We start from the raw sequence: 18,457 nt of genomic DNA on the forward strand, positions 1-18,457 counted from the left end.
CACCCATGCAACCAAAGACTCCATCTAAACCTCCTGTATCGGAACCTGCCACGAAGAAAAAAGAGAATCGTGGAGGGAAACGTGTTTCGTATAAGCCCATTTGTGGGGGAATTTCGAGGTCGACCGGCAAGCCGTGTCCACGGGTCGCGGGCTGGGGCACGGACCATAAGGGGAGTGGCCGATGTCGGACGCATGGGGGCAATAATAAGATCAAGCACGGGCTGTACTCCAAAGTCATTCCCGCGGACTATCAAGAAACGTACCAGGACCTACTCAAGGCTCCACATCCCAATTCGTTGATGGATGAATTGGCCTATCTGCGCACCGTGCTCATGCGGCTAGAGAAGAAGCACGGGACCAACGAGGACGGGTCTGAAAAGGGCGCGGTGATGATAGGCGAAACGATGGTCGAGCCCTTGCAGATGATCTCAGACTGCATTGAGCAAATCAGTCGTGTGGCCAAGCGCAAACACGATATGGAAGAGGGGCAGAAGATCACCTTCTCTCTCACCGACCTCACGGACTTTTCTGAGGCCATCATGCAGGCCATTGTCAAACATGTCAGCAATCCAGACACACTTACAGCGATCCGGGGGGAATTGGCAGCGATCTTTACTGGCCAAGCATCTCCTGCAGGCGCTTGATCAGGCGGCACACGTCGCGCAGCCCGTTCCTGCCATCATTCGAGACTTGCCGGACTCCATGTGGGAGTTTGTAAGGAAATTCCCGTTGCAGGCGGATAAGCATCCGCTCGACTTCGAACGACATCCCTACCTCGTCCCGATCTATCAATCGATTACGTTCGACAAGCGCCGCCATCCGCACGGCTACAATTTCACGCTCATGACCGGCGCACAGGTGGGGAAAACGATCACCATCATGGTGGCGCTCATTTTCTCAGCCGCCAAGTTCTGGGGTGAGAAGTTTGGATATTTCCTGCCGGACCGCGACATGGCCGACATCTTCAGCTCCGATCGCTTCCAGCCCATGATTCACAGCAATCCCTCGCTCTCGTCGCTCAGCACAGCGGTCAAAAAAATCAAAGGCATGAAAGCCGAAGACCGCAAGCGTGTACGAACGTTTGGGGAATCGACGATCTTCTTTAGCTACATGGGCGGCAAGACCTCGACCGAAGCCATTCCCATGGGCGGGATCTTCTTCGATGAAGTCCGGCGCATGCTCATGAAGGATATCGAACGCGCCGAAGAGCGGGTGAGTCATGCTTATTATCCGCTTAATTTCAAGATCTCGACGGCGGGCTATCCGGATACGACGATTGACGCCTTTTTCAAGAAGTCCACCATGAACAAGTGGCACAGCATCTGTCGCTGTAAGGGGGGCTTGGTCCTGGCGGATGTCTGGCCCAACTGTGTCGGGGAGTCGAATGGCGAGGTGTTCTATCGCTGTCCGAAGTGTGACTACCGGATTCAGAACCCGCAGCTTGGATCGTTTGTGCCAGAACAGCCGGAGTCGTCCACGGTGGGTTTTGCCGTGTCGCAAATCATCTCACCGGCCATGACGCCGAAACGCATTTGGGAGAAGTGGTTGACGGCGACGGATCGACAAGAGTTCTACAACTCCACCCTCGGACTCCCCTGGGTGGATCCGGAGAACATTCTCGTACCGAAGGAGGTGGCGGAGGCCTGTATCGATCCGTCCTTGCATTGGATGACCAGTGCGACGAACTCCGTCATGGGAATTGACCAGCGTGGAGGCAATAACCATGTCGTGATTGGCGGAGTCGGGGCAGCGGGGAAGTTCGAGATTCGGCATCTATCCATTCTGCAAGGAGATGACCCATTTGCCGGGCTGGCTGAACTGATGCAACGGTTTGACGTGGATGTCTGTGTCTGTGACGCGCTCCCAAGCTACAACGAGAGTACACGGTTCGCCAAAGCCTTCAAGAAGCGGGTGTTCCTCGCCTACTATACCGACAATACGCATATGGTGCGCTGGAGCGATCGTGATGGAGAGCTCAAGTCCTTGCAGCACTCCAAGGCGGAATCCAAGTTCGAGTTCCATGTCATGCTCGATCGGTACAAATCGCTGGAGTTCATGCTCATGCAGTGGGTGTTGCGAAGGATTGCGGTCCCCCACCCCCAAGGATTGGTGCAGGAAGTGACCTCCAAAGGCATGAAGCGCATGAGCTATATCTGCATGGGCAACCCGGATACCGGAGAGGAAGGCCTGTTCTACCATCTGCGCTCACTCGCCAAACATCGCACAAAGGTCATGCGCCGGGATTCGGAAGCGGGGCGGGATATCGAGACGGGAGAGTTTCGCATGGTCTTCGAAAACATCGGCATCGATCCCCACTTCGCGCACGCCCTCAACTATGCGCTGGCCGCGTTCCAGCGACGGAAGAGTACCAACGAGCTGTGGTTCACCACGGGAGGTGATGTGAAACCGAAGACGGTCCCCGATGTGCAGCAAGCCAAGCCGACACTCGATCCACATCAAGCCGCTGTCGAGGCGCAATTCAACGCCCGCATGATCCCGATGGTGCAAGTTCTGCCTGATACCTGCGGGGCATGTGATAATTTCGACAGGGCACGCACGTTCTGCACGGCCAGGCAATTCATCACACATGCCGACACACCCGTAGGAGCCTGCATGGACTTCATGGAGAAGAGGGACGAATGAATTCACAGGAACTCTTGCGGCAGGCGAGCCATTCCACGGCACCGGCTGATGAACGAATCGATGCGCGGGCTGAAGTGCAACGCCTGTATGCGCCAACTCGTTCCGATCTGCCCCCACAGAGCCAGGTGCAGGACCTCGTCCAGACCATGATGCAGACGTATCAGCAAGAGGCCCTCTTGAAGGCCGCGAACTCTGAGACCGCCAATATCTTTCCGAACACCAACCGTCCCTTCGCGCCTCCACAGCCACACGAACCCAAGTCCATTCTGGTCGACGAGAACGGCACATTCGGTGCGGTCCCTGGTGGCTACAAGCAGCGTCCGTCCCAGTTTGGTGCGCCGCACCTTCGCGCCCTCGTGGAGAATACGCCGCTCATCAATGCCATCATCCTGCGCCGGATTCGCACGGTCTCACGATTCTTGAGGCCTGCTGAGTCCAAGCGGGATGTGTACTTTGAGGTGCGGAAGAACGATGCCAGGGGGACCGTCTCGCCGCGCAAGGGGCCAGAGGAAACGGCCCTTGAGCAATTCCTCATCCATTCTGGATGGGAGTCGAATCCCGTCAAGATGCGCAAGATGAAGCGAGACTACCTCAGTGCCTTCATGACGAAGAGCATTCGGGATATTCTCACGCTCGATGCGTGGGCCATTGAAACGGTCCCAACTGCCAACGGGAAGATGATCGACGCCTATCACGCGGTCGATGCTGGCACAATCTATCTCGCCTCAGAAGAAGGCTACATGGGCGATGATGAAGTCATGGCGGTGCAAATCGTCAATGGGATGCCCATGACCCATTACCGCGCCGATGAGCTGGTCTATGCCGTCCAGAATCCTCGCACGGACATCCTGCACTACGGCTATGGGTATGCGCCCCCGGAGATGATCATCAAGATCGTGACGGGCTATCTCAACGCGCTCACGTACAACCTGAAGGGGTTCGACAGTAACGCGATCCCCAAAGGCATGTTAACCCTGTTCGGGACCTATGACGAAAAGCAATTGGCATTCTTCAAAACCCAATGGAATAGCATGGTGCGCGGGGTCAATAACCAATGGTCGTTGCCCGTCATGGCGAGCGAGACGAAGGAAGGCGGCGCGCAGTTCACCAAATTTGGCGTGGACTTCACGGACATGTATTTCTCAAAGTGGATGGTGCTGCTCACCTCCATCGTGTGCTCGGTCTATGGCATGGACCCGTCTGAGGTCTACTCTGAGTCGTTCTCTGCCGGCAAGTCGAGCCTGTCAGGGTCAGACCGTGCGGAGCGGATGGCCGACTCTCGGGATACGGGCCTTGAACCGCTCATGACGTTTTTCCAGGACACCCTCACGAACTATATCCTCCATCGTATCACCCCTGATTATGTGCTGAAGTTCGTCGGGATTCAGCCCGGAGATGCGGACAAGGCGCATGAAGTCGATAAGCTCACGCTCACGGCAAACGAGATGCGTGAGAAACATGGGACGGAACCGACCGACCAGCCATGGGGCGAGATGCCACTCAATCCCGCCTTGCAGCAAGCGGCGATGGCCGGTCAACAGCCTGGAGAGTGGGCACCTGGTGACGCAAGCGAGGAGAAACCAGACGACGAGGATACGGACGCACAGGTGATTGAGTCAGGCGATCGAGACGGCACGAAGCCGAAACAGATCGAGGCGAAGAAGGTTGACGGAGGGGATCGGGAGTCTCGCGAAGTCGGGGAGCCTGGGAAGACGGTCAACAATCCTGAGCAGGAGGAACGCGACAAGGACCTCTCCAGCATGGCCCATAAATCGGTGGACGAAGAAATTGTAATCGTAGGCTAAATATGGGTTGCCACATGTACCGACATCGGCTAGAAACTAACACACCGGTTAGTTATTTCAACCACTCAGAGGGAGGATTGTATGGAAGAGGGACAGAACGGAGTTGCAGAAGAGACGGTGCCGACGAAGGAGCCAGTTGTCGGTGAGGGCGAGAGCACGCATGATCTCGCGGGTGCATCCGCTGAAAGCCAGGGCGGTCTCGGTGCTGCGGAAGACGCCGAACGTCCGGTAGTCTCACCGGATGCTGTGGAATCCGCTCCCGCGCCAGTCGAAGCCTAAGGCATCGTTATTTCCTGCCATGAAAGGAACGGGCGAGGGGATGCCAATTCTCTCGCCCGTCAGTCCTCACAGACGATCGTGTTCGGTGGAATCATATAGGAGTTACCGGCATGCTTGTTATCGCCCTGCAAGGCCACATCGGTTCAGGGAAGTCGACGGCGGCTCAGATTCTCGTCCACAAGTTTGGATTTGTGGAGATGAAGTTCGCGAGATGGCTCAAGGACATGATGCGGGCCATTGGGCTGACCGAGGCCGAGATCGAAGGGCCCTTGAAAGAAGTGCCGAACCCCATCCTCTGCGGAAAGAGCCCACGTCAGGCCATGCAATCCCTGGGGACCGAGTGGGGACGGAACATGATCGGCTCGGACTTTTGGGCCAATTTTGCCGTACAGGCCGTGAAGAATAGTGGTCTCCAGCGTATTGTGTTCTCGGATTGTCGATATCCCAATGAGGCGACGGCGATCAAGCGTGAGCTCAATGGCTTGGTCTGGCGGATACACAGGCCAGGCACGCCGGTAGGGACGCATAGCTCTGAGAGCTCTCAAGCTCTCGTGACGCCCGACATGACCATTGAGAACCATGGCACGCCTGAAGATCTCGAAGAAGCCATCAGCATGGTCATGTTGACGCGCGTGCATGGGCAGAAATGGTCATGAAGAACCACCTGCCGACAGGAGCGCATTATTCCGAGGCCTCTATTCTGATATGGACCTGTGTGGCCATGCTGGGATTATGCCTGCTTGTGTTGTTCGTGGTGGCGATAAAGGTGTGCAGATGAGTGAGCTGAGCCTGTCCAGGTGCGCATACCTCAAGCTGTGGCGAGAGACGCATCGGGCGCTGGGGCTCTGCAGTCGATGCAACGAGCCCGCGGTGGTGGGACGTGCCAAGTGTCAGCGACATCTCGACAAAGATCTGGGGCACTACTACGCCAAGCAGGGGCGTCGGCCTGTGTCCGTGCGTGAGGTGATCACGAAAGCGATATTGCTGGATGATCTGAAGGCGGTGGCGGCGCGTCTTGGATGGCGGCGGATCACCTGGACCACGTACCAGCGCGAGGGGTCATTTTCGCCGTCCACGAAGCTGATGAAGCGTGTCGGGATGCCATGGTCAGCCGTCTGCGTGGAGGCTGGCTTGCTGCCCACGGCTCCGGGATGCAAGGGGATTGATCAGCGCCCGTGTCGGCGATGCCAGAAGGTCTGTAATTATTACGGCCCAGAAACCGCGTGGTGCAAGCAATGTCGGCGTACCGTGAGGCGGAGAACACAGGAACCCATGGCCAACTGGTCGCTGACCACGACGTTGCAGTAAGGGATATTGCGGGGTGGAGCAGTTGGTAGCTCGCCTGGCCCATAACCAGGAGGTCGTTGGTTCGAATCCAGCCCCCGCAACCAGAATTCTATGATGTGTCCCAAATGTCAAAGCGCGAACCTGATGGACGCGACGGCGGAACTCGACGAGACCTTCAATGACGGCCAATTAGCATGGCTCAAATGTTTGTGTGGATGGCGTGGAAAATTGGACGCGCCCGTGAAGCAGGAGGAACAGACGATGGGGAAATGGTCGGAAGAGGCTCGGCTTGCCTTTCATGCACGAAAGGCCGCAGCCAAGCATGAAGAAGATTCGACGAGGTCGGTGGTGCCGGTGACGTGCCAATCTATTCCATCTCGATCTTCCAGTTCAGTCACCGTGGACGGAAGTGCCCTCACGATTCTGGATGCCACGCTCGAAAAGCTGAGCGAGGATGTCACGACGCTGATACGCGCGAAAGAGATCGTGGAGCGATATCAGGCATGACGCCCTTCTCCGAACACCCAGGCGTGACCCTCTATCACGGAGACTGCTTTGAAGTGATGGCAGGGATGGAGGCGGAGAGTGTGGAGAGCATCGTCACCGATCCACCCTATGGGATTCGGTTTATGGGCAAGGCGTGGGACGGGGAAGACATTGAGGAGAGGATGCAGAAGCGTCGGACCTATCATCACGATGACGACCCACGCGCGGGCATCAACGGCGGACACAATAGTCGGGCTGCAGAAGCGGGAAAATACGATCGCACGCCTCACGCGAATCGTGCGTTTCAGGAGTGGTGTGAGATGTGGGCGAGTGAAGCCCTTCGTGTGGCCAAGCCAGGGGCGCATCTCCTGGTCTTCGGTGGCACGCGCACTTTTCATCGCTTGGCCTCTGCGATCGAAGACGCGGGATGGGAGATTCGAGACACGATCATGTGGGTGTTTGGCTCGGGATATCCGAAATCGTTGAACGTGGGTAAGGCGATGAAAAGCCAGGAAGACGCGGGAAAATGGAAGGAGTGGGGTACTGGCCTCAAGCCAGCCTGGGAACCGATTATCGTCGCTCGTAAGCCACTGATCGGGACCGTGGTGGAGAATGTGTTGACGCATGGCACCGGCGCGCTGAACATCGATCGATGCCGAGTCGAGACCGGTGAGTCCCTGCATGGGAGAGGGTCTCCTCCTCTGCCGTTCAACGGGCAGAACCATCGTCCGTTCCATGAGTGTGACGCCTCGGTCGTCACCGGCAATAATGGCCTGGGCAGATGGCCGGCGAATCTCATCCACGATGGCAGCGATGAGGTGCTGGCACAATTCCCGGACTCCCCAGGACAATTGGCCGACGCAAGCACCAACAGCGAACAGCGGGAAACCCAGTCCGTCTATGGCGCGATGCGAATGGGACGCGGCGAGGAATCGAGCGCACAAAGTGAGAACAGAGGCGCGGTGGGTTTCAAGAAGCCAGGCGAGCGACGGCTCGACTCAGGCAGTGCCGCCAGATTTTTCTACTGTTCGAAGGCGAGTCGAGAAGACCGGAACAAAGGATGCGAAGAGCTCTCTAAGGAGCCCTTGCTCTGGAGCAATGGCACGAAGAATCCTGGAAGTTTTCAGAGTGACGGCACCAAGCGTTCTGCCAAGAACCATCATCCCACGGTGAAACCCACTGATCTGATGCGCTATCTCTGTAGGCTCGTCACGCCTCCAGGTGGCCTCGTATTGGACCCCTTCATGGGATCAGGCAGTACGGGCAAGGCGGCGCAGGCGGAGGGGTTTCGCTTCGTGGGGATCGAGCAAGATGAATCGTATTGCAATATCGCCGACAGACGCATGGCACAAGGTGTGCTGTTATGAAGGTGACCACGGACAAGAAAGACTTCTCTGTCAAGCTCACTAGGCTGAAGATCAAGCCTGGGGATGTCTTGGTTCTCCGCATAGATCAACGCGACAAGCCAGCGATGGACATTGTGATGAGCATCAATCACTGGTTGAAAACCAACAAGATCAAGTTTGTCGGCATCATGCTGTTACAGACCGATGAATCCGTTGAAACACTCAGCGAGCAACGTATGCGTGAAATGGGATGGATACGGCCGTATGAGGTGATTAAGTGAGCGAGGGGATACGTTGAACGTAGAATCTCCAGGCGTTATTCAACTCAATCCACAAAGCTCTCCTGAATTCAGGGCCAGAAATAAAGCCAAGCTCGTCAAGTGGCTGATGGACCTGTCACAACATCTGTCAAACGGAGGCATGGTCACCGATGCGCATGCGGTGCTCGTGGCCTTCATTGGTCCGGATGGACCAGAGGTGTTATGGAACGGCGTGGCCAATACTGAGCAGCTCAAGGAAGTCGGATTTGCGCTCGGGGATCTCCTTCAGGATTCTCGCTATGCCATCCATAAGGAGAGCACCGTTGAACGTGTGCGTAAAAATAAACAGGCAGATAAAGAGCGAGAGCGAAAGTATCTCGAGGATCATCCATGGCTCTGTACGGGTGATCGATGCACGAGACGTTTCAAGACAGAACGCGGAGCGGAAATTCATGAACGGACGTGTTGGCGCATGAAGAAGCGAGGCGGCTATGCCGGAAGCCAACAAGACTGATTCGAAGAAGCCGCAACGCAAGATCGTTCCTGGAGATCAGGTGATTTGGCAGCCCATGGATACATGCACGGGAGAATTGTGCGGCCCGGCGACGGTGATAGATCGATTCGATGACAATGGCAAGCCATGGCTGTTATTGGGTGAGAATCCACGAGGCACGTTCGCCATTGCGCTCTCATTGGTGCGGAAAGTGAAGCCGAAAGAGGATTGGGGTCCTGCACAGGGTTGTCTCGTGCAACACAATGGTCGATGGATTCCTGCTGATAATTTTCGGGAGATGCCGTGAGAATGTTGGCCTATTGCGCAATGCTGCTTTTTGACTTCTCCGTGATGGCGGGCACTGTCTATCTGATCGAATGGCGCGGATGGTCTGTGTGGTGTCTGCTGTTGGCTTTCATACTGGTTCAGGCATCGAATCCCAAGATATTCCTGGAATGACAGTAATCGAATGAAAGTCGATTTCACACACATGATGCAGCAGAAGGGAGAAGCATGAAGCCGATACACTATCACGAGTGCCTGTCACGATTAGGTGAGTCCTCCTCGATCTTTGGACCTAAGCCCTGCTGTTGCACGATGATACGGGCATCACGAGAAGGATGGGCCAAGGCCGGACGGGAGAATAAAAAGCAGCGGGCCTTGCAGTTCGCGTCATGCACCTATCCGACCCTGCACTCGATTCAACAGCATGTCGATGCACGGGCACGGGCTCGCCAGGCGAAGCAGTGGAGTGAGGCAGACCAACACACGCGATGGCTCATGGATCATTCCGTGACCCTGTATGACCGTCCACACCAACCGACACAATGGCGTTGGGCGCTTCGCTACCATGGCCAATCGGCCAGCATGCTGGCAACCGCGTCATGAAAGTCGACCTCTCGAACATCGGTCCATCCCAGACCAATGAGGCGATTGAACTCCTCTGTAAGTCAGTCGAGGACTCGCTGATTTGGAACGATCACCCCACCGATCGACTCCTGAACGCGGTTGAACGATCGACGGAGAAGGCGGTTAGCGACCCCATTCATATCTTACATGTGGCCATGCAACAGCTTTTCAAACCCCTTCTACGTAAGGCAAAGGGCGATGAAGACGAGAAGGGGCATTGTCGGGAGCTCGATCAGCGCATCCGGTCCGCCCCAGCAGGATCGCTGTCCATGACGGATTATCTCGATATCATCGATTGCCTCATGCAGCGGTATATGCCGGTGGACTTCCTGGCGAACCGCGTGAAGCGCCAATCGGTCAAGCAGTACATGGCTGGGTACATTCGGCATGACGTGAAGGACCTGGCCTCCATCACAGCGGGCAAAGCGGACACGATGGTGAACATGTTGCCGGAGACCATCACCGAAGCCAAGCGGATCTATCAGATCTCCTCGATCGATGAGGCACGCATTCGAGTGGCGCAAGCGTCCGGGTCTCGCCTGGTCTCCACTCTCGCGGCGAGCACGCGATCGGCCATGCAGAAGATCATTGTCGATGCAGAGAAGAGCCGGATTAACCGTCAGGGACCCGTCTATGACGTACATAGTCTGCAACAGTCTCTCAGCGATAATTTCGCCACGTTGAATTTGGACTGGCGGAGAATTGCCGTGACCGAAACGGCGATCAATGCCGCTGATGGATTTCTAATGGCCTGTGCTGTTGGAGAGGTCTTGCGCTGGGCCTCGCATCCTGGGGCCTGTCAGTATTGTCAGAGTCAGAACGGCCTGTTGTTTACGGTGGTCTCAGCCTCGGCCCCACACAAGGACCCCGCCACGCAAGTCTGGCCTGGCAAGCATCTCATGAATATCGGACGGTCTATTGCAAAGATGAAGCGCACCGAGAACGGAATGGAGCCCAGGACCGACGACGAACGGCTAGTGCCTGCGATCCCAGCGCATCCCGTCTGTCAATGTTCGTGGGTTAAACATGTCGAACTCACCGACGATCAGAAGAAGCGGATTGGACGCGCATGAGCGTATGTACCCATGGGTGCTGGAATCCATCTCAATGCCTGACGTGCGTGTGCGACAGGCTGGTAGAACGGCTAGAAGCCATCACACGGGAAGCCGTCGACAAGCTGCTCGCTCAGGTGACGCCTTCACCATTGGTGTCCGCTCCCGCGGCTATTCCGTTCTCGAATGCCCCCATCACGAAGGCTGAGTTTCTGTTTCTGAGTGGTAATGATGCCATCAGGATATCCGATGGGAGACTCTATACCTCGGCCTTTGGACGGTTGGTGATGACGCAATGAACAAGTTCAGCGTTCTAACTAACTGGTGTGTTTATGATGGGCATATTGAGGGGCAGTGGTCCCCACTCATCTACACGGAGGGATGCTATGCGCACGTTCAGTAAACTCATGGGTGCCGTTATCTTGGTGGCCTTGATCTCGCTGCTGTCCATATCCGACAGAGACCCACTCTTTGGCAGTGTGTCTGCATTGGCACAAGAGGTCGCTCCGGGAGCGGCTTCTGGGCCTGATTCGATTACCAGTGTGCCTCCCGTTGTGGCGGAACCATCGACGGTGGCGGCTGTCATCGATATCGTGGACCCTGCGAAGCAATCGTTTGCCGATCGGCTGATTGCGGGCCTGCTTGGCGTCTTTCCCGTGGCACTGAGCTTCTTTGGCTCCTATATCACTCAGGCCATCCAAGCGTTGATGGGGAAGTTGAGCGCCCCGGTGGCCGCAAGTATTTCCACGTTTATGGGTGGACTCTTGGCAATCATCGTGGCCGCGCTCTTCCCAGGCCTTTTGCCGCCTGACGTAGCTGCAGCCCTTGGGGCCGGTGGGGGAGCGAGCGGACACCTACTGACTCAAAAGGCTCCACTAGCGACGACAGTATCGAGGAGCTAATACGCGATGGAGGCGGCTGGACTCGTCGCACTGATTACGGCGTTCGTGGGTCTGATCACCTATGCGTGGAAGGCTCGAGATGAATCCAAGGCGGCGAACGAACCAGCCAAGAAGGCAAAGGAGATTGATCATGCGTTCACGACGCACGATGCCGTGGTGGAGGGTGGCGTCATGCAGTCTACTGCTGATCGCCTCCAACGGATGCAGATCGACAACGACCGCACCGGTAGTCCTCCACGATAGCAATATCCCGGTCGTGGAGGTCTACGACAAGGAGGGGCGTCTCATCGTGGGCTATCAGGGCTATGCAGACGGCTTTGTGGCGAACACGCTCAAGGTCTGTAACGCGATGATGGACAAGGCGGGAGTGCATTGACGCATTGCGCAACTTGTACGTGTCAGCAGGTCAAGCAGTCGTCTCACGTTCCATGTCCTGGTTGTGGGCATCTCACAGGTCGTGAGCTCCTGGAGAACATCGAGAATGGGCAGTGTGAATTGTGCAATATGGCCGCGAAACGAAAGGAAAAAGATGATGAAAAGCGTATTGAGAAATCTCTTCGCAGTGGCAATGGTTCTGCTGGCCTTCGCCGGATTGGCTGAGGCGCAGACCGCGCCCACGTATATCGGAGCGAACTGCCAGCTCGCCTGGTTGCCAAACAGTGAACCGGATCTCGCTGGGTATCGCGCTTTTGCGGTGCAGTCATCCACGACGCTCCCCATGGTCACGATTCCGAAAACCGCGACCAGCCACCCAACGAGTACGACCTGTGCGGCGCTGGGGATTGTGGCGGACGGGGCCTATCGACTCAATGTCCTGGCGTACGATCTTGCAGGGAACGCGAGCAACCCCGCGTATATCGATGGGGTGAAGGATACGTTAGCTCCTATCTCGCCACGACAGCTCCAACTCACCACCTCTGCGCAGCCTGTCGCCATGAGCGTGACGCCGAACCCCTCTGTCCAGCAAGCGACGATCGCATGGGTTCCAGGCACCTGTCAGGGTGAATTTATTGTGTCTCGTCTGGTCAGCTCGCGCTGGGTGGAAATTGGGCGCACATACGACCATTGGCTCGATGTGCCACTGGTCAACGCGGTGAATCAGCCATACGGCGTGTCTGCGGTGTGCGAGGGGTAGGTCTAGTCCATGCCAACCCTCTACGTCAACGTGGCCACCGGAAATGATGCGCGCAGCTATGTGACGGCGCAGAATCCTGCTACGCCATGGGCTACCATCGGTCGTGCCTCACGAGGATCCGCGGTATACGCCGCGAACGCCGCAGCCGCCGCGCAGCCAGGAGATACGGTTGAAGTGGCTGCTGGTGTGTACTGGGAAACAGGCTCTCCAACTGGAGGCCGTTGGGATGTGGCGCTGAGTCCTGCTAACAGTGGCACCATTGGCAGTCCCATTCGGTTTCTCGGCATCGGCAGCGTGTATGTGCGCCTGGTGGCGAACGTGTTTGGCCCGTCAGTGGGGAGCAACGGACGAGACAATATCATCTGGGAAAATTTTATCGTCGATGACCACTACGGCGGGAGCAAAGAAGATACCGGACCTGTGGTGCTGTACAATGCCAGCTATTGTCAACTGCTGCGCTGCGAGGTGCAGGGCATGGGCAATGCGCCGGGCTATCACAACTATCAGCATCCGCAAGAAGGCCACATCGATATTGCGACAAATGGAAATGTGACGCCGACCGCTGGATGGGCGACGTTCTTTTTGTATTATGCCATGCAGGGCCGCACCATTGTGGCGGGCGGTATCACGTATACTATCACCGCTGATGCCACGTCACACTCGCTGATGAATGTCACTCCGCATCCTGGTTCACCGTTGACCAACTTGACCTTCACCGCGAGCGCCTTTGGTGGAAATTATCGGTTGGTTGGACTCGAACAGATCGATCATTGCACGATCAAGAACAACCGCATTCACGGTTCGAAGCTCAATGCCGGTGGCATCCTCGCCTATGATGCGAGCGACAACATCATTGAGCACAACGAAGTGTATGATGTGTCACTAGGTATTTATCTGAAGGGACGACATGACGGGTTTACCATGTCGAACAACATCATCCGCTACAACTACGTCCACGATAATCGGCAGATCGGCATTCGCACCGAGTCGACTAAGATCACCCTGGTCCATCAGAATATCGTGCATGGGTGTCCATCGGGGTACTACCTCGGAGCCTTTGGTCCTGATCGTACACGGGTCATCAACAATCTCGCCTATAATTGTTCTGAGTCCGCGTTTGAGTTGGTTGAAGCGGCTCCCGCAAATTGGTCGGCATCCACGGCCTACGTGTTGGAAGATCGCCGCTACAACGGAGTTAATATCTATGTCTGTACGACCGCAGGCATCTCTGCTGCCAGCGGCGGGCCGACTGGCACCGGCACGGGCATCACGGACGGCTCGGTGGTCTGGGATTATTCTCCATACAAGATCATCTTGAATTGTGAGTTCAAGAACAACATCTCACAGCTCTGTGGCATTGGCTATTCTAGTTGGACAGCGGGGAGTCCCGCCGAACAGCAGTTCACGGCCAATTACAACATGTATCGAGACATCAACGGCAGTCCGGCTGTGGCGGCGAATTTCCATGGCTATGCCACAGGCAACTTCGCCGCGTGGCGTGCGCTCGGGTTGGATGTCAATTATAGCACGGCAGATCCGCTGCTGGTGAATCCCGGTGCGTTTGATTTCCATCTACAAGGGGGATCGCCCGCACGGAACTTTGGCATTGGTGTCTATGGTGTGGGCGGGAATGATGGCGGTGCGGTGCATGCAGGCCCGTATATCACGGGCAATGAGGTCATTGGCATCGAAGAGACCATTATAGTTCCTGCACCGTTGCCAGTGCGACAATTGCGCATGCGGTAGGACAAGGAGACGAGAATGGCGATCTCATTTTACTCTCGATTGAATGGACTGACGCTCTCCGCGGTGGACGATCTACCTGGGACCAATCCTGTCGGCACGCTGAATGGTGCGGCGGTGATCAATGCCACCGCCGCACTGGCCGGCAGCAACGGACTCCAGGTTCTCGGGGCTGGCGATGCGTTCAAGCTAGATGCAGAAACGGCCATCATTAACCCGTTGGTGGGATCATTGGGCTTTCTGTTCCGCGTACAGACGTGGGCCGCTGGCGCAACCATGCTCCGTATCAGAGGCAGTAGTTATCTGTACAATATGGGAATTTATATGATCGGCGCGTCCGGATCTGGCAATTTGCGTTTACGGATCAATGAGGAGGATGCCAGTCAGATCGACTTGGACGGGGCGTACGCTGGCATCCAGCTCAACACCACCTATTATTGCGATGCGTCATGGGATCAGCCGAACAACGACAGGCGCATCCGCCTCTATGACGCGAGCGGCGTATCGCTCAATGTCGTGGAGAATACGTCCGTGGCATTCACCGCGCCGGTCGATCTCACGCATCCGAATGGGTTCAGCATCGGTGAAGCGGCTGGCATGGGAACCCCTGCGATCTACATCGACAACGCGTTTCTTGGGAAGGCCTACGCTGATGCCAATGATTTCCTCTCGAACCGCAATATCACCAGCTACACGCAGTATTCCGTCGCGAGTTCACAGCATGATCCATTCGTGAAGGTGTTATTTAAGGCGGCATAACACGGGAGACAGAGGGTTGCGCACGTCCATACGTATACTAACTGGTTAGTTTGTTCATTCATCACAAGGAGGATTCGAGCATGTACACTACAGCGTTTCGTGATCTCTGCCTCGGGCAATTGGGCGGATTTGTGGGGCTCCTGACGGCCATTAGCGACTGGCGGGCTGGCACCGTGACCGAGGCCAACTATACCGGCTACGGCACTCGTCCAGCCATTACTTATGGTGCGGCGGGGAACACGACTCCTGCCGGAGGACGACAGAAGGCCAACTCTGCGGCCGTCACGTTCCCGCAGAATACGGGATCGAATCAGGACATGATTGGATGGGGCGTGTATTCCGCGTCGTCGGCTGGGGTCCTGCATGCCATCGGGCTGCTGGATACCGATCCCCCAATCTTTGGAACCGGACTGGTCAATGACACGATTGAGGCCTTTGCGCACGGGCTGCAAACGGATCAGCGTGTGTTTGTCTTGGCCGCACCGGGCGCTCCTCTTCCCACTGGCCTTGCCGAAAATACGGCCTACTTCGTGCTGGCTGCTGGCCTGACGGCGGACGTGTTTTCTCTCTCACTGACCTCTGGGGGTGCTGCGGTGAACATCACCGTGGGTGGCTGTGCGCTGTTCATGCCCTACAAAGCGGTCACGATTGCCACGAACGCCACACCAGAATTCGCCATCGGGGCTCTGGTCGTCCAGCAGTAATGGATCAGGTCCACGCATATCAGCGGCTTCTCAACGGTTCGCTGATATGCGTGGAGCGCCTGCGCATACTTCTTGTAGGGTATCGTTGTTATGGCCCTTGAAGGGACGACCCGTTCTCATGCTCGCACGCGAGTATCTGGCCTGTCGCTGGTCTCATCGGCTAAGCCCTCACGCGCCTGCTCAAGGATGCGAGGGGCCGCGCTCGGCTTCATCCTCAATGCGTCCTATTCTGGGTATATCAGAGGTACATCGAGGGCTATTTCGACAGGAATCTCCGTCGCCTCTCGCGCGACCCCTTCACGCGGCTCTGCGCGCATGCGAGGGGCCACGATTACCTTTGCCAGCATCCTCCCGATAGCGGGGAAGAGCCGAGGCAGCGCCAGGATCACGGGAAGGGTTGCGACGGTGCATGCGGTGGCTCCTGCCTATGTCTCGTCACGTCTGCGTGGAGCCATACTGAGGTTTGGCTCGACGGTGTTCCTGGAGGGATCGAGCCGGTCAGTGACGAGGGCCTTGGCAACAGGCCTATCGGTGTCCTCTCGCGCGACCCCTTCACGCGGCTCTGCGCGCATGCGAGGGGCCACGATTACCTTCCTATCCATCCTCCCGCTGACGGGTCGGAGTCGAAGTAGTGGGCGACTGACGGGGAGGATTGAGACGGTGCATGCCGTTGCTCCGAGTGGTGCGTCGTCGCGTCTGCTTGGGGCCATACTGAGGTCTGGGCCTACGGTTCATCTCACGGGAGTCAGCCGATCGGTCGCCAGAGTGCGCGGAACGGGGCTATCGGTTGCGTCTTCGGCTGCGTCCAGTCGGTCATGCGCTCGTCTCAGGGGAGCCGTCCTCTCAACCTCGCTCCCTGCGGTCATGTTCTATGGGTCGATCCGAGGCAGCGCCAGACTTATCGGTCGACTACGTACCATCCACGCGGCGGCGGCGATCTGTGGCATGTCTCGGGTGCGTGGGGCGACACTGAGGTCTGGGTCCACCGCATTGCTTGCTGGATCCTGTGTGTCATCGGCACGGGTACGCGGAACAGGGATCTCCACTGCGTCATCGGCTGTCCCTTGTCGGTCGACATCAATCCTGTTATGCGCGACAGTCAGCTTCACGTTCCTTGCCCCGCTAGCTGGGAAGGTTAGAGGCCACACAAGACTGATCGGGTATCTGCGCACTATTCACGCGGCGGAGAAGACTCGTGCGACCTCACGGGTTCTTGGGGCCACGCTGAGCTCAGGGTCTGTGCAGATCGCCGGAACCAGCCGAAGTGTGGCGCGTGTGGCTGGGGCCACCATCCGCGGGGCCTCCGCCATCGCCGGAGTCACTCGCGCAACGGGACGTAGTGTAGGGGCACTCCTACGAAGTCGGCTCCCACTGATCGGCACGGTGTGTAGTCCAGCGCGTTTGCGTGGAGCCACAATTTCAAGTCGAACGCTGTTAGTCGGCATATCGAAGGGCCATGCACGAGTCCCAGGGGCTGCGCTCTTGAGCAAGGCCCCACTGGCCGGAACCGTGCGTGCCACGGCACGAATCGTAGGTGGGACCGTCTCGAACCGCTTACCGATGACGGGCACCATCCGCTCTAGCTCTAGGACGCGGATGCTGTCGATCAAAGTCATCATGCCATTGGGTGGCACAGGACGCGGAAATCAACGGCTGTACGGGTCCATGGTGCGCGTGGTCGGGAATGGTCTGCTCATCACGGGGGAGACGTTGCACCAATCCAGCATTTCCGATGCAGGGTTAAGCCGATGACCAGTGATATAATTGCGAATCAAGACAGAAGACGCGAATCCGCGTATAGTTACTAACTGGTTAGTGTAAGCATGGCCAACAGACCGACCTATCAGATTGATGAACGCGAAACGCCGGACTACTCGTTTACGTTGCGCGACAGTGCCGGGATTGTCGTTCCGGCCTCGCTGATCGACAGCGCCACGTTGACCGTGCAAGTGGTTCATACCGGTGCCATCGTGAACGCGCGCAGTGCGCAAAATGTGAAGAATGCCAACAATGTGACGATCTCCGAAGAGGGGAGAATCACCTGGTCCATGCAGCCTCTCGACGCGGCGATAGCCGATGACACCAAGCTCATCGAAGTGCATCGTGCGCTGTTTCGATTCGTCTGGAACGGCACGCGAGAGAAGCCGTATGAAGTCGATTTCGAGATTCGGAATCTCAGCAAGATGCCGTGACGTGCGAGAGAACATTGACCCCTTTATCGAGAGGTAAATTATGGCGCTGACAGCAACTCGGGCGGGCGATGTGGTAACCGTGACCCTGTTCGGACCGGGGTTTGTGTTACTCGACGATCACTATATTGATCAGGTGGAGTGGGACAATCCCACGACCGCCGCGCATCGGTTCGTCATCGCAGATGGCAACGATGGGAACTTTCTGCAAGGGCGTGTCAACGCGCAAACTATTGGGCAATTGATCAACTTCGATGTGAAGAGGGTCTGTTTGAAAGGCCTGAAAGTGCCGACGCTGGATTCCGGTACGCTCACGATCTATTTGGCAAAGAAGCCGAGATAACGGGAACGATATCGAGGGACCATGACGCTGATATTTGGGAAAGCTTTGGTGAAGGGGCCTCGTCACACTGATGCGAGAGATCACAACGTCTCTCTGACGCCGTCTCATACACGGACATCGGT

Annotated in this window: 23 protein-coding genes and 1 tRNA gene; all 24 read left to right on the top strand. The window is 56.8% G+C overall.

Annotated features, from left to right (window positions below):
* The first annotated feature begins 5 nt into the window (after positions 1–5).
* The 24 genes from Q7U76_12805 to Q7U76_12920 all read left to right on the top strand — a co-directional run bounded on the left by Q7U76_12805 (position 6) and on the right by Q7U76_12920 (position 18,335).
* On the top strand, positions 6–644 hold the full coding sequence (locus tag Q7U76_12805; protein ID MDO8357263.1) for a hypothetical protein: 639 nt from the start codon (positions 6–8) through the stop codon (positions 642–644).
* The gene (locus Q7U76_12810) at positions 559–2,643 is read left to right on the top strand and encodes a phage terminase large subunit family protein (protein MDO8357264.1); all 2,085 of its coding nucleotides are present in this window, start codon (positions 559–561) and stop codon (positions 2,641–2,643) included. Before Q7U76_12805 ends, Q7U76_12810 begins: the two co-directional genes overlap by 86 nt.
* On the top strand, positions 2,640–4,448 hold the full coding sequence (locus Q7U76_12815; protein MDO8357265.1) for a phage portal protein: 1,809 nt from the start codon (positions 2,640–2,642) through the stop codon (positions 4,446–4,448). The genes Q7U76_12810 and Q7U76_12815 overlap by 4 nt, the downstream gene beginning before the upstream one ends.
* 81 nt (positions 4,449–4,529) lie before the next feature.
* The gene (locus tag Q7U76_12820) at positions 4,530–4,727 is read left to right on the top strand and encodes a hypothetical protein (GenBank protein MDO8357266.1); all 198 of its coding nucleotides are present in this window, start codon (positions 4,530–4,532) and stop codon (positions 4,725–4,727) included.
* Between the two features lie 110 nt (positions 4,728–4,837).
* On the top strand, positions 4,838–5,383 hold the full coding sequence (locus Q7U76_12825; GenBank protein MDO8357267.1) for a deoxynucleotide monophosphate kinase: 546 nt from the start codon (positions 4,838–4,840) through the stop codon (positions 5,381–5,383).
* 118 nt (positions 5,384–5,501) lie between these two features.
* On the top strand, positions 5,502–6,035 hold the full coding sequence (locus Q7U76_12830) for a hypothetical protein (protein MDO8357268.1): 534 nt from the start codon (positions 5,502–5,504) through the stop codon (positions 6,033–6,035).
* Between the two features lie 7 nt (positions 6,036–6,042).
* Positions 6,043–6,118 (top strand) — tRNA-Met (locus Q7U76_12835).
* A 7-nt stretch (positions 6,119–6,125) separates the two neighbouring features.
* Positions 6,126–6,521, top strand: coding sequence for a hypothetical protein (locus Q7U76_12840; protein MDO8357269.1), 396 nt, complete (start codon positions 6,126–6,128; stop codon positions 6,519–6,521).
* Positions 6,518–7,867, top strand: coding sequence for a site-specific DNA-methyltransferase (locus Q7U76_12845; GenBank protein ID MDO8357270.1), 1,350 nt, complete (start codon positions 6,518–6,520; stop codon positions 7,865–7,867). Before Q7U76_12840 ends, Q7U76_12845 begins: the two co-directional genes overlap by 4 nt.
* Complete coding sequence (locus Q7U76_12850; protein MDO8357271.1) at positions 7,864–8,127, top strand: hypothetical protein; 264 nt, start codon at positions 7,864–7,866, stop codon at positions 8,125–8,127. The genes Q7U76_12845 and Q7U76_12850 overlap by 4 nt, the downstream gene beginning before the upstream one ends.
* Positions 8,128–8,233: 106 nt before the next feature.
* On the top strand, positions 8,234–8,620 hold the full coding sequence (locus tag Q7U76_12855) for a hypothetical protein (GenBank protein ID MDO8357272.1): 387 nt from the start codon (positions 8,234–8,236) through the stop codon (positions 8,618–8,620).
* Entirely contained in the window at positions 8,598–8,906 is a 309-nt protein-coding gene (locus tag Q7U76_12860) for a hypothetical protein (protein ID MDO8357273.1), read from the top strand. Before Q7U76_12855 ends, Q7U76_12860 begins: the two co-directional genes overlap by 23 nt.
* A 206-nt stretch (positions 8,907–9,112) precedes the next feature.
* On the top strand, positions 9,113–9,487 hold the full coding sequence (locus Q7U76_12865; protein ID MDO8357274.1) for a hypothetical protein: 375 nt from the start codon (positions 9,113–9,115) through the stop codon (positions 9,485–9,487).
* A complete protein-coding gene (locus Q7U76_12870; GenBank protein MDO8357275.1) occupies positions 9,484–10,581 on the top strand; it encodes a hypothetical protein in 1,098 nt (365 codons plus the stop codon). The genes Q7U76_12865 and Q7U76_12870 overlap by 4 nt, the downstream gene beginning before the upstream one ends.
* 47 nt (positions 10,582–10,628) lie before the next feature.
* Positions 10,629–10,859 carry a hypothetical protein gene (locus tag Q7U76_12875; protein MDO8357276.1) on the top strand — a complete coding sequence of 77 codons (231 nt, stop codon included), beginning with the start codon at positions 10,629–10,631 and terminating at the stop codon, positions 10,857–10,859.
* Between the two features lie 87 nt (positions 10,860–10,946).
* On the top strand, positions 10,947–11,462 hold the full coding sequence (locus Q7U76_12880; GenBank protein MDO8357277.1) for a hypothetical protein: 516 nt from the start codon (positions 10,947–10,949) through the stop codon (positions 11,460–11,462).
* 6 nt (positions 11,463–11,468) lie between these two features.
* Positions 11,469–11,705, top strand: coding sequence for a hypothetical protein (locus Q7U76_12885; GenBank protein MDO8357278.1), 237 nt, complete (start codon positions 11,469–11,471; stop codon positions 11,703–11,705).
* A 289-nt stretch (positions 11,706–11,994) separates the two neighbouring features.
* On the top strand, positions 11,995–12,597 hold the full coding sequence (locus Q7U76_12890) for a hypothetical protein (protein ID MDO8357279.1): 603 nt from the start codon (positions 11,995–11,997) through the stop codon (positions 12,595–12,597).
* Between the two features lie 9 nt (positions 12,598–12,606).
* On the top strand, positions 12,607–14,343 hold the full coding sequence (locus Q7U76_12895) for a right-handed parallel beta-helix repeat-containing protein (protein ID MDO8357280.1): 1,737 nt from the start codon (positions 12,607–12,609) through the stop codon (positions 14,341–14,343).
* Positions 14,344–14,358: 15 nt separating this feature from the next.
* Positions 14,359–15,099: a hypothetical protein gene (locus tag Q7U76_12900; GenBank protein ID MDO8357281.1), complete on the top strand. Its 741-nt coding sequence runs from the start codon at positions 14,359–14,361 to the stop codon at positions 15,097–15,099.
* Between the two features lie 80 nt (positions 15,100–15,179).
* On the top strand, positions 15,180–15,803 hold the full coding sequence (locus Q7U76_12905; protein MDO8357282.1) for a hypothetical protein: 624 nt from the start codon (positions 15,180–15,182) through the stop codon (positions 15,801–15,803).
* Positions 15,804–17,042: 1,239 nt separating this feature from the next.
* A complete protein-coding gene (locus tag Q7U76_12910) occupies positions 17,043–17,555 on the top strand; it encodes a hypothetical protein (protein ID MDO8357283.1) in 513 nt (170 codons plus the stop codon).
* A gap of 71 nt (positions 17,556–17,626) precedes the next feature.
* Complete coding sequence (locus tag Q7U76_12915; protein ID MDO8357284.1) at positions 17,627–17,995, top strand: hypothetical protein; 369 nt, start codon at positions 17,627–17,629, stop codon at positions 17,993–17,995.
* Positions 17,996–18,035: 40 nt separating this feature from the next.
* On the top strand, positions 18,036–18,335 hold the full coding sequence (locus Q7U76_12920) for a hypothetical protein (protein ID MDO8357285.1): 300 nt from the start codon (positions 18,036–18,038) through the stop codon (positions 18,333–18,335).
* The last annotated feature ends 122 nt before the right edge of the window (positions 18,336–18,457 follow it).

The organism is Nitrospirota bacterium (genome assembly GCA_030645475.1).
Lineage (GTDB): Bacteria > Nitrospirota > Nitrospiria > Nitrospirales > Nitrospiraceae > Palsa-1315.

Coding starts and splice junctions, on each gene's coding strand:
- Q7U76_12805 (MDO8357263.1), top strand. CDS start 6: ATGCAACCAAAGACTCCATCTAAACCTCCTGTATCGGAACCTGCCACG.
- Q7U76_12810 (MDO8357264.1), top strand. CDS start 559: ATGTCAGCAATCCAGACACACTTACAGCGATCCGGGGGGAATTGGCAG.
- Q7U76_12815 (MDO8357265.1), top strand. CDS start 2,640: ATGAATTCACAGGAACTCTTGCGGCAGGCGAGCCATTCCACGGCACCG.
- Q7U76_12820 (MDO8357266.1), top strand. CDS start 4,530: ATGGAAGAGGGACAGAACGGAGTTGCAGAAGAGACGGTGCCGACGAAG.
- Q7U76_12825 (MDO8357267.1), top strand. CDS start 4,838: ATGCTTGTTATCGCCCTGCAAGGCCACATCGGTTCAGGGAAGTCGACG.
- Q7U76_12830 (MDO8357268.1), top strand. CDS start 5,502: ATGAGTGAGCTGAGCCTGTCCAGGTGCGCATACCTCAAGCTGTGGCGA.
- Q7U76_12840 (MDO8357269.1), top strand. CDS start 6,126: ATGATGTGTCCCAAATGTCAAAGCGCGAACCTGATGGACGCGACGGCG.
- Q7U76_12845 (MDO8357270.1), top strand. CDS start 6,518: ATGACGCCCTTCTCCGAACACCCAGGCGTGACCCTCTATCACGGAGAC.
- Q7U76_12850 (MDO8357271.1), top strand. CDS start 7,864: ATGAAGGTGACCACGGACAAGAAAGACTTCTCTGTCAAGCTCACTAGG.
- Q7U76_12855 (MDO8357272.1), top strand. CDS start 8,234: ATGGACCTGTCACAACATCTGTCAAACGGAGGCATGGTCACCGATGCG.
- Q7U76_12860 (MDO8357273.1), top strand. CDS start 8,598: ATGCCGGAAGCCAACAAGACTGATTCGAAGAAGCCGCAACGCAAGATC.
- Q7U76_12865 (MDO8357274.1), top strand. CDS start 9,113: ATGAAGCCGATACACTATCACGAGTGCCTGTCACGATTAGGTGAGTCC.
- Q7U76_12870 (MDO8357275.1), top strand. CDS start 9,484: ATGAAAGTCGACCTCTCGAACATCGGTCCATCCCAGACCAATGAGGCG.
- Q7U76_12880 (MDO8357277.1), top strand. CDS start 10,947: ATGCGCACGTTCAGTAAACTCATGGGTGCCGTTATCTTGGTGGCCTTG.
- Q7U76_12885 (MDO8357278.1), top strand. CDS start 11,469: ATGGAGGCGGCTGGACTCGTCGCACTGATTACGGCGTTCGTGGGTCTG.
- Q7U76_12890 (MDO8357279.1), top strand. CDS start 11,995: ATGAAAAGCGTATTGAGAAATCTCTTCGCAGTGGCAATGGTTCTGCTG.
- Q7U76_12895 (MDO8357280.1), top strand. CDS start 12,607: ATGCCAACCCTCTACGTCAACGTGGCCACCGGAAATGATGCGCGCAGC.
- Q7U76_12900 (MDO8357281.1), top strand. CDS start 14,359: ATGGCGATCTCATTTTACTCTCGATTGAATGGACTGACGCTCTCCGCG.
- Q7U76_12905 (MDO8357282.1), top strand. CDS start 15,180: ATGTACACTACAGCGTTTCGTGATCTCTGCCTCGGGCAATTGGGCGGA.
- Q7U76_12915 (MDO8357284.1), top strand. CDS start 17,627: ATGGCCAACAGACCGACCTATCAGATTGATGAACGCGAAACGCCGGAC.
- Q7U76_12920 (MDO8357285.1), top strand. CDS start 18,036: ATGGCGCTGACAGCAACTCGGGCGGGCGATGTGGTAACCGTGACCCTG.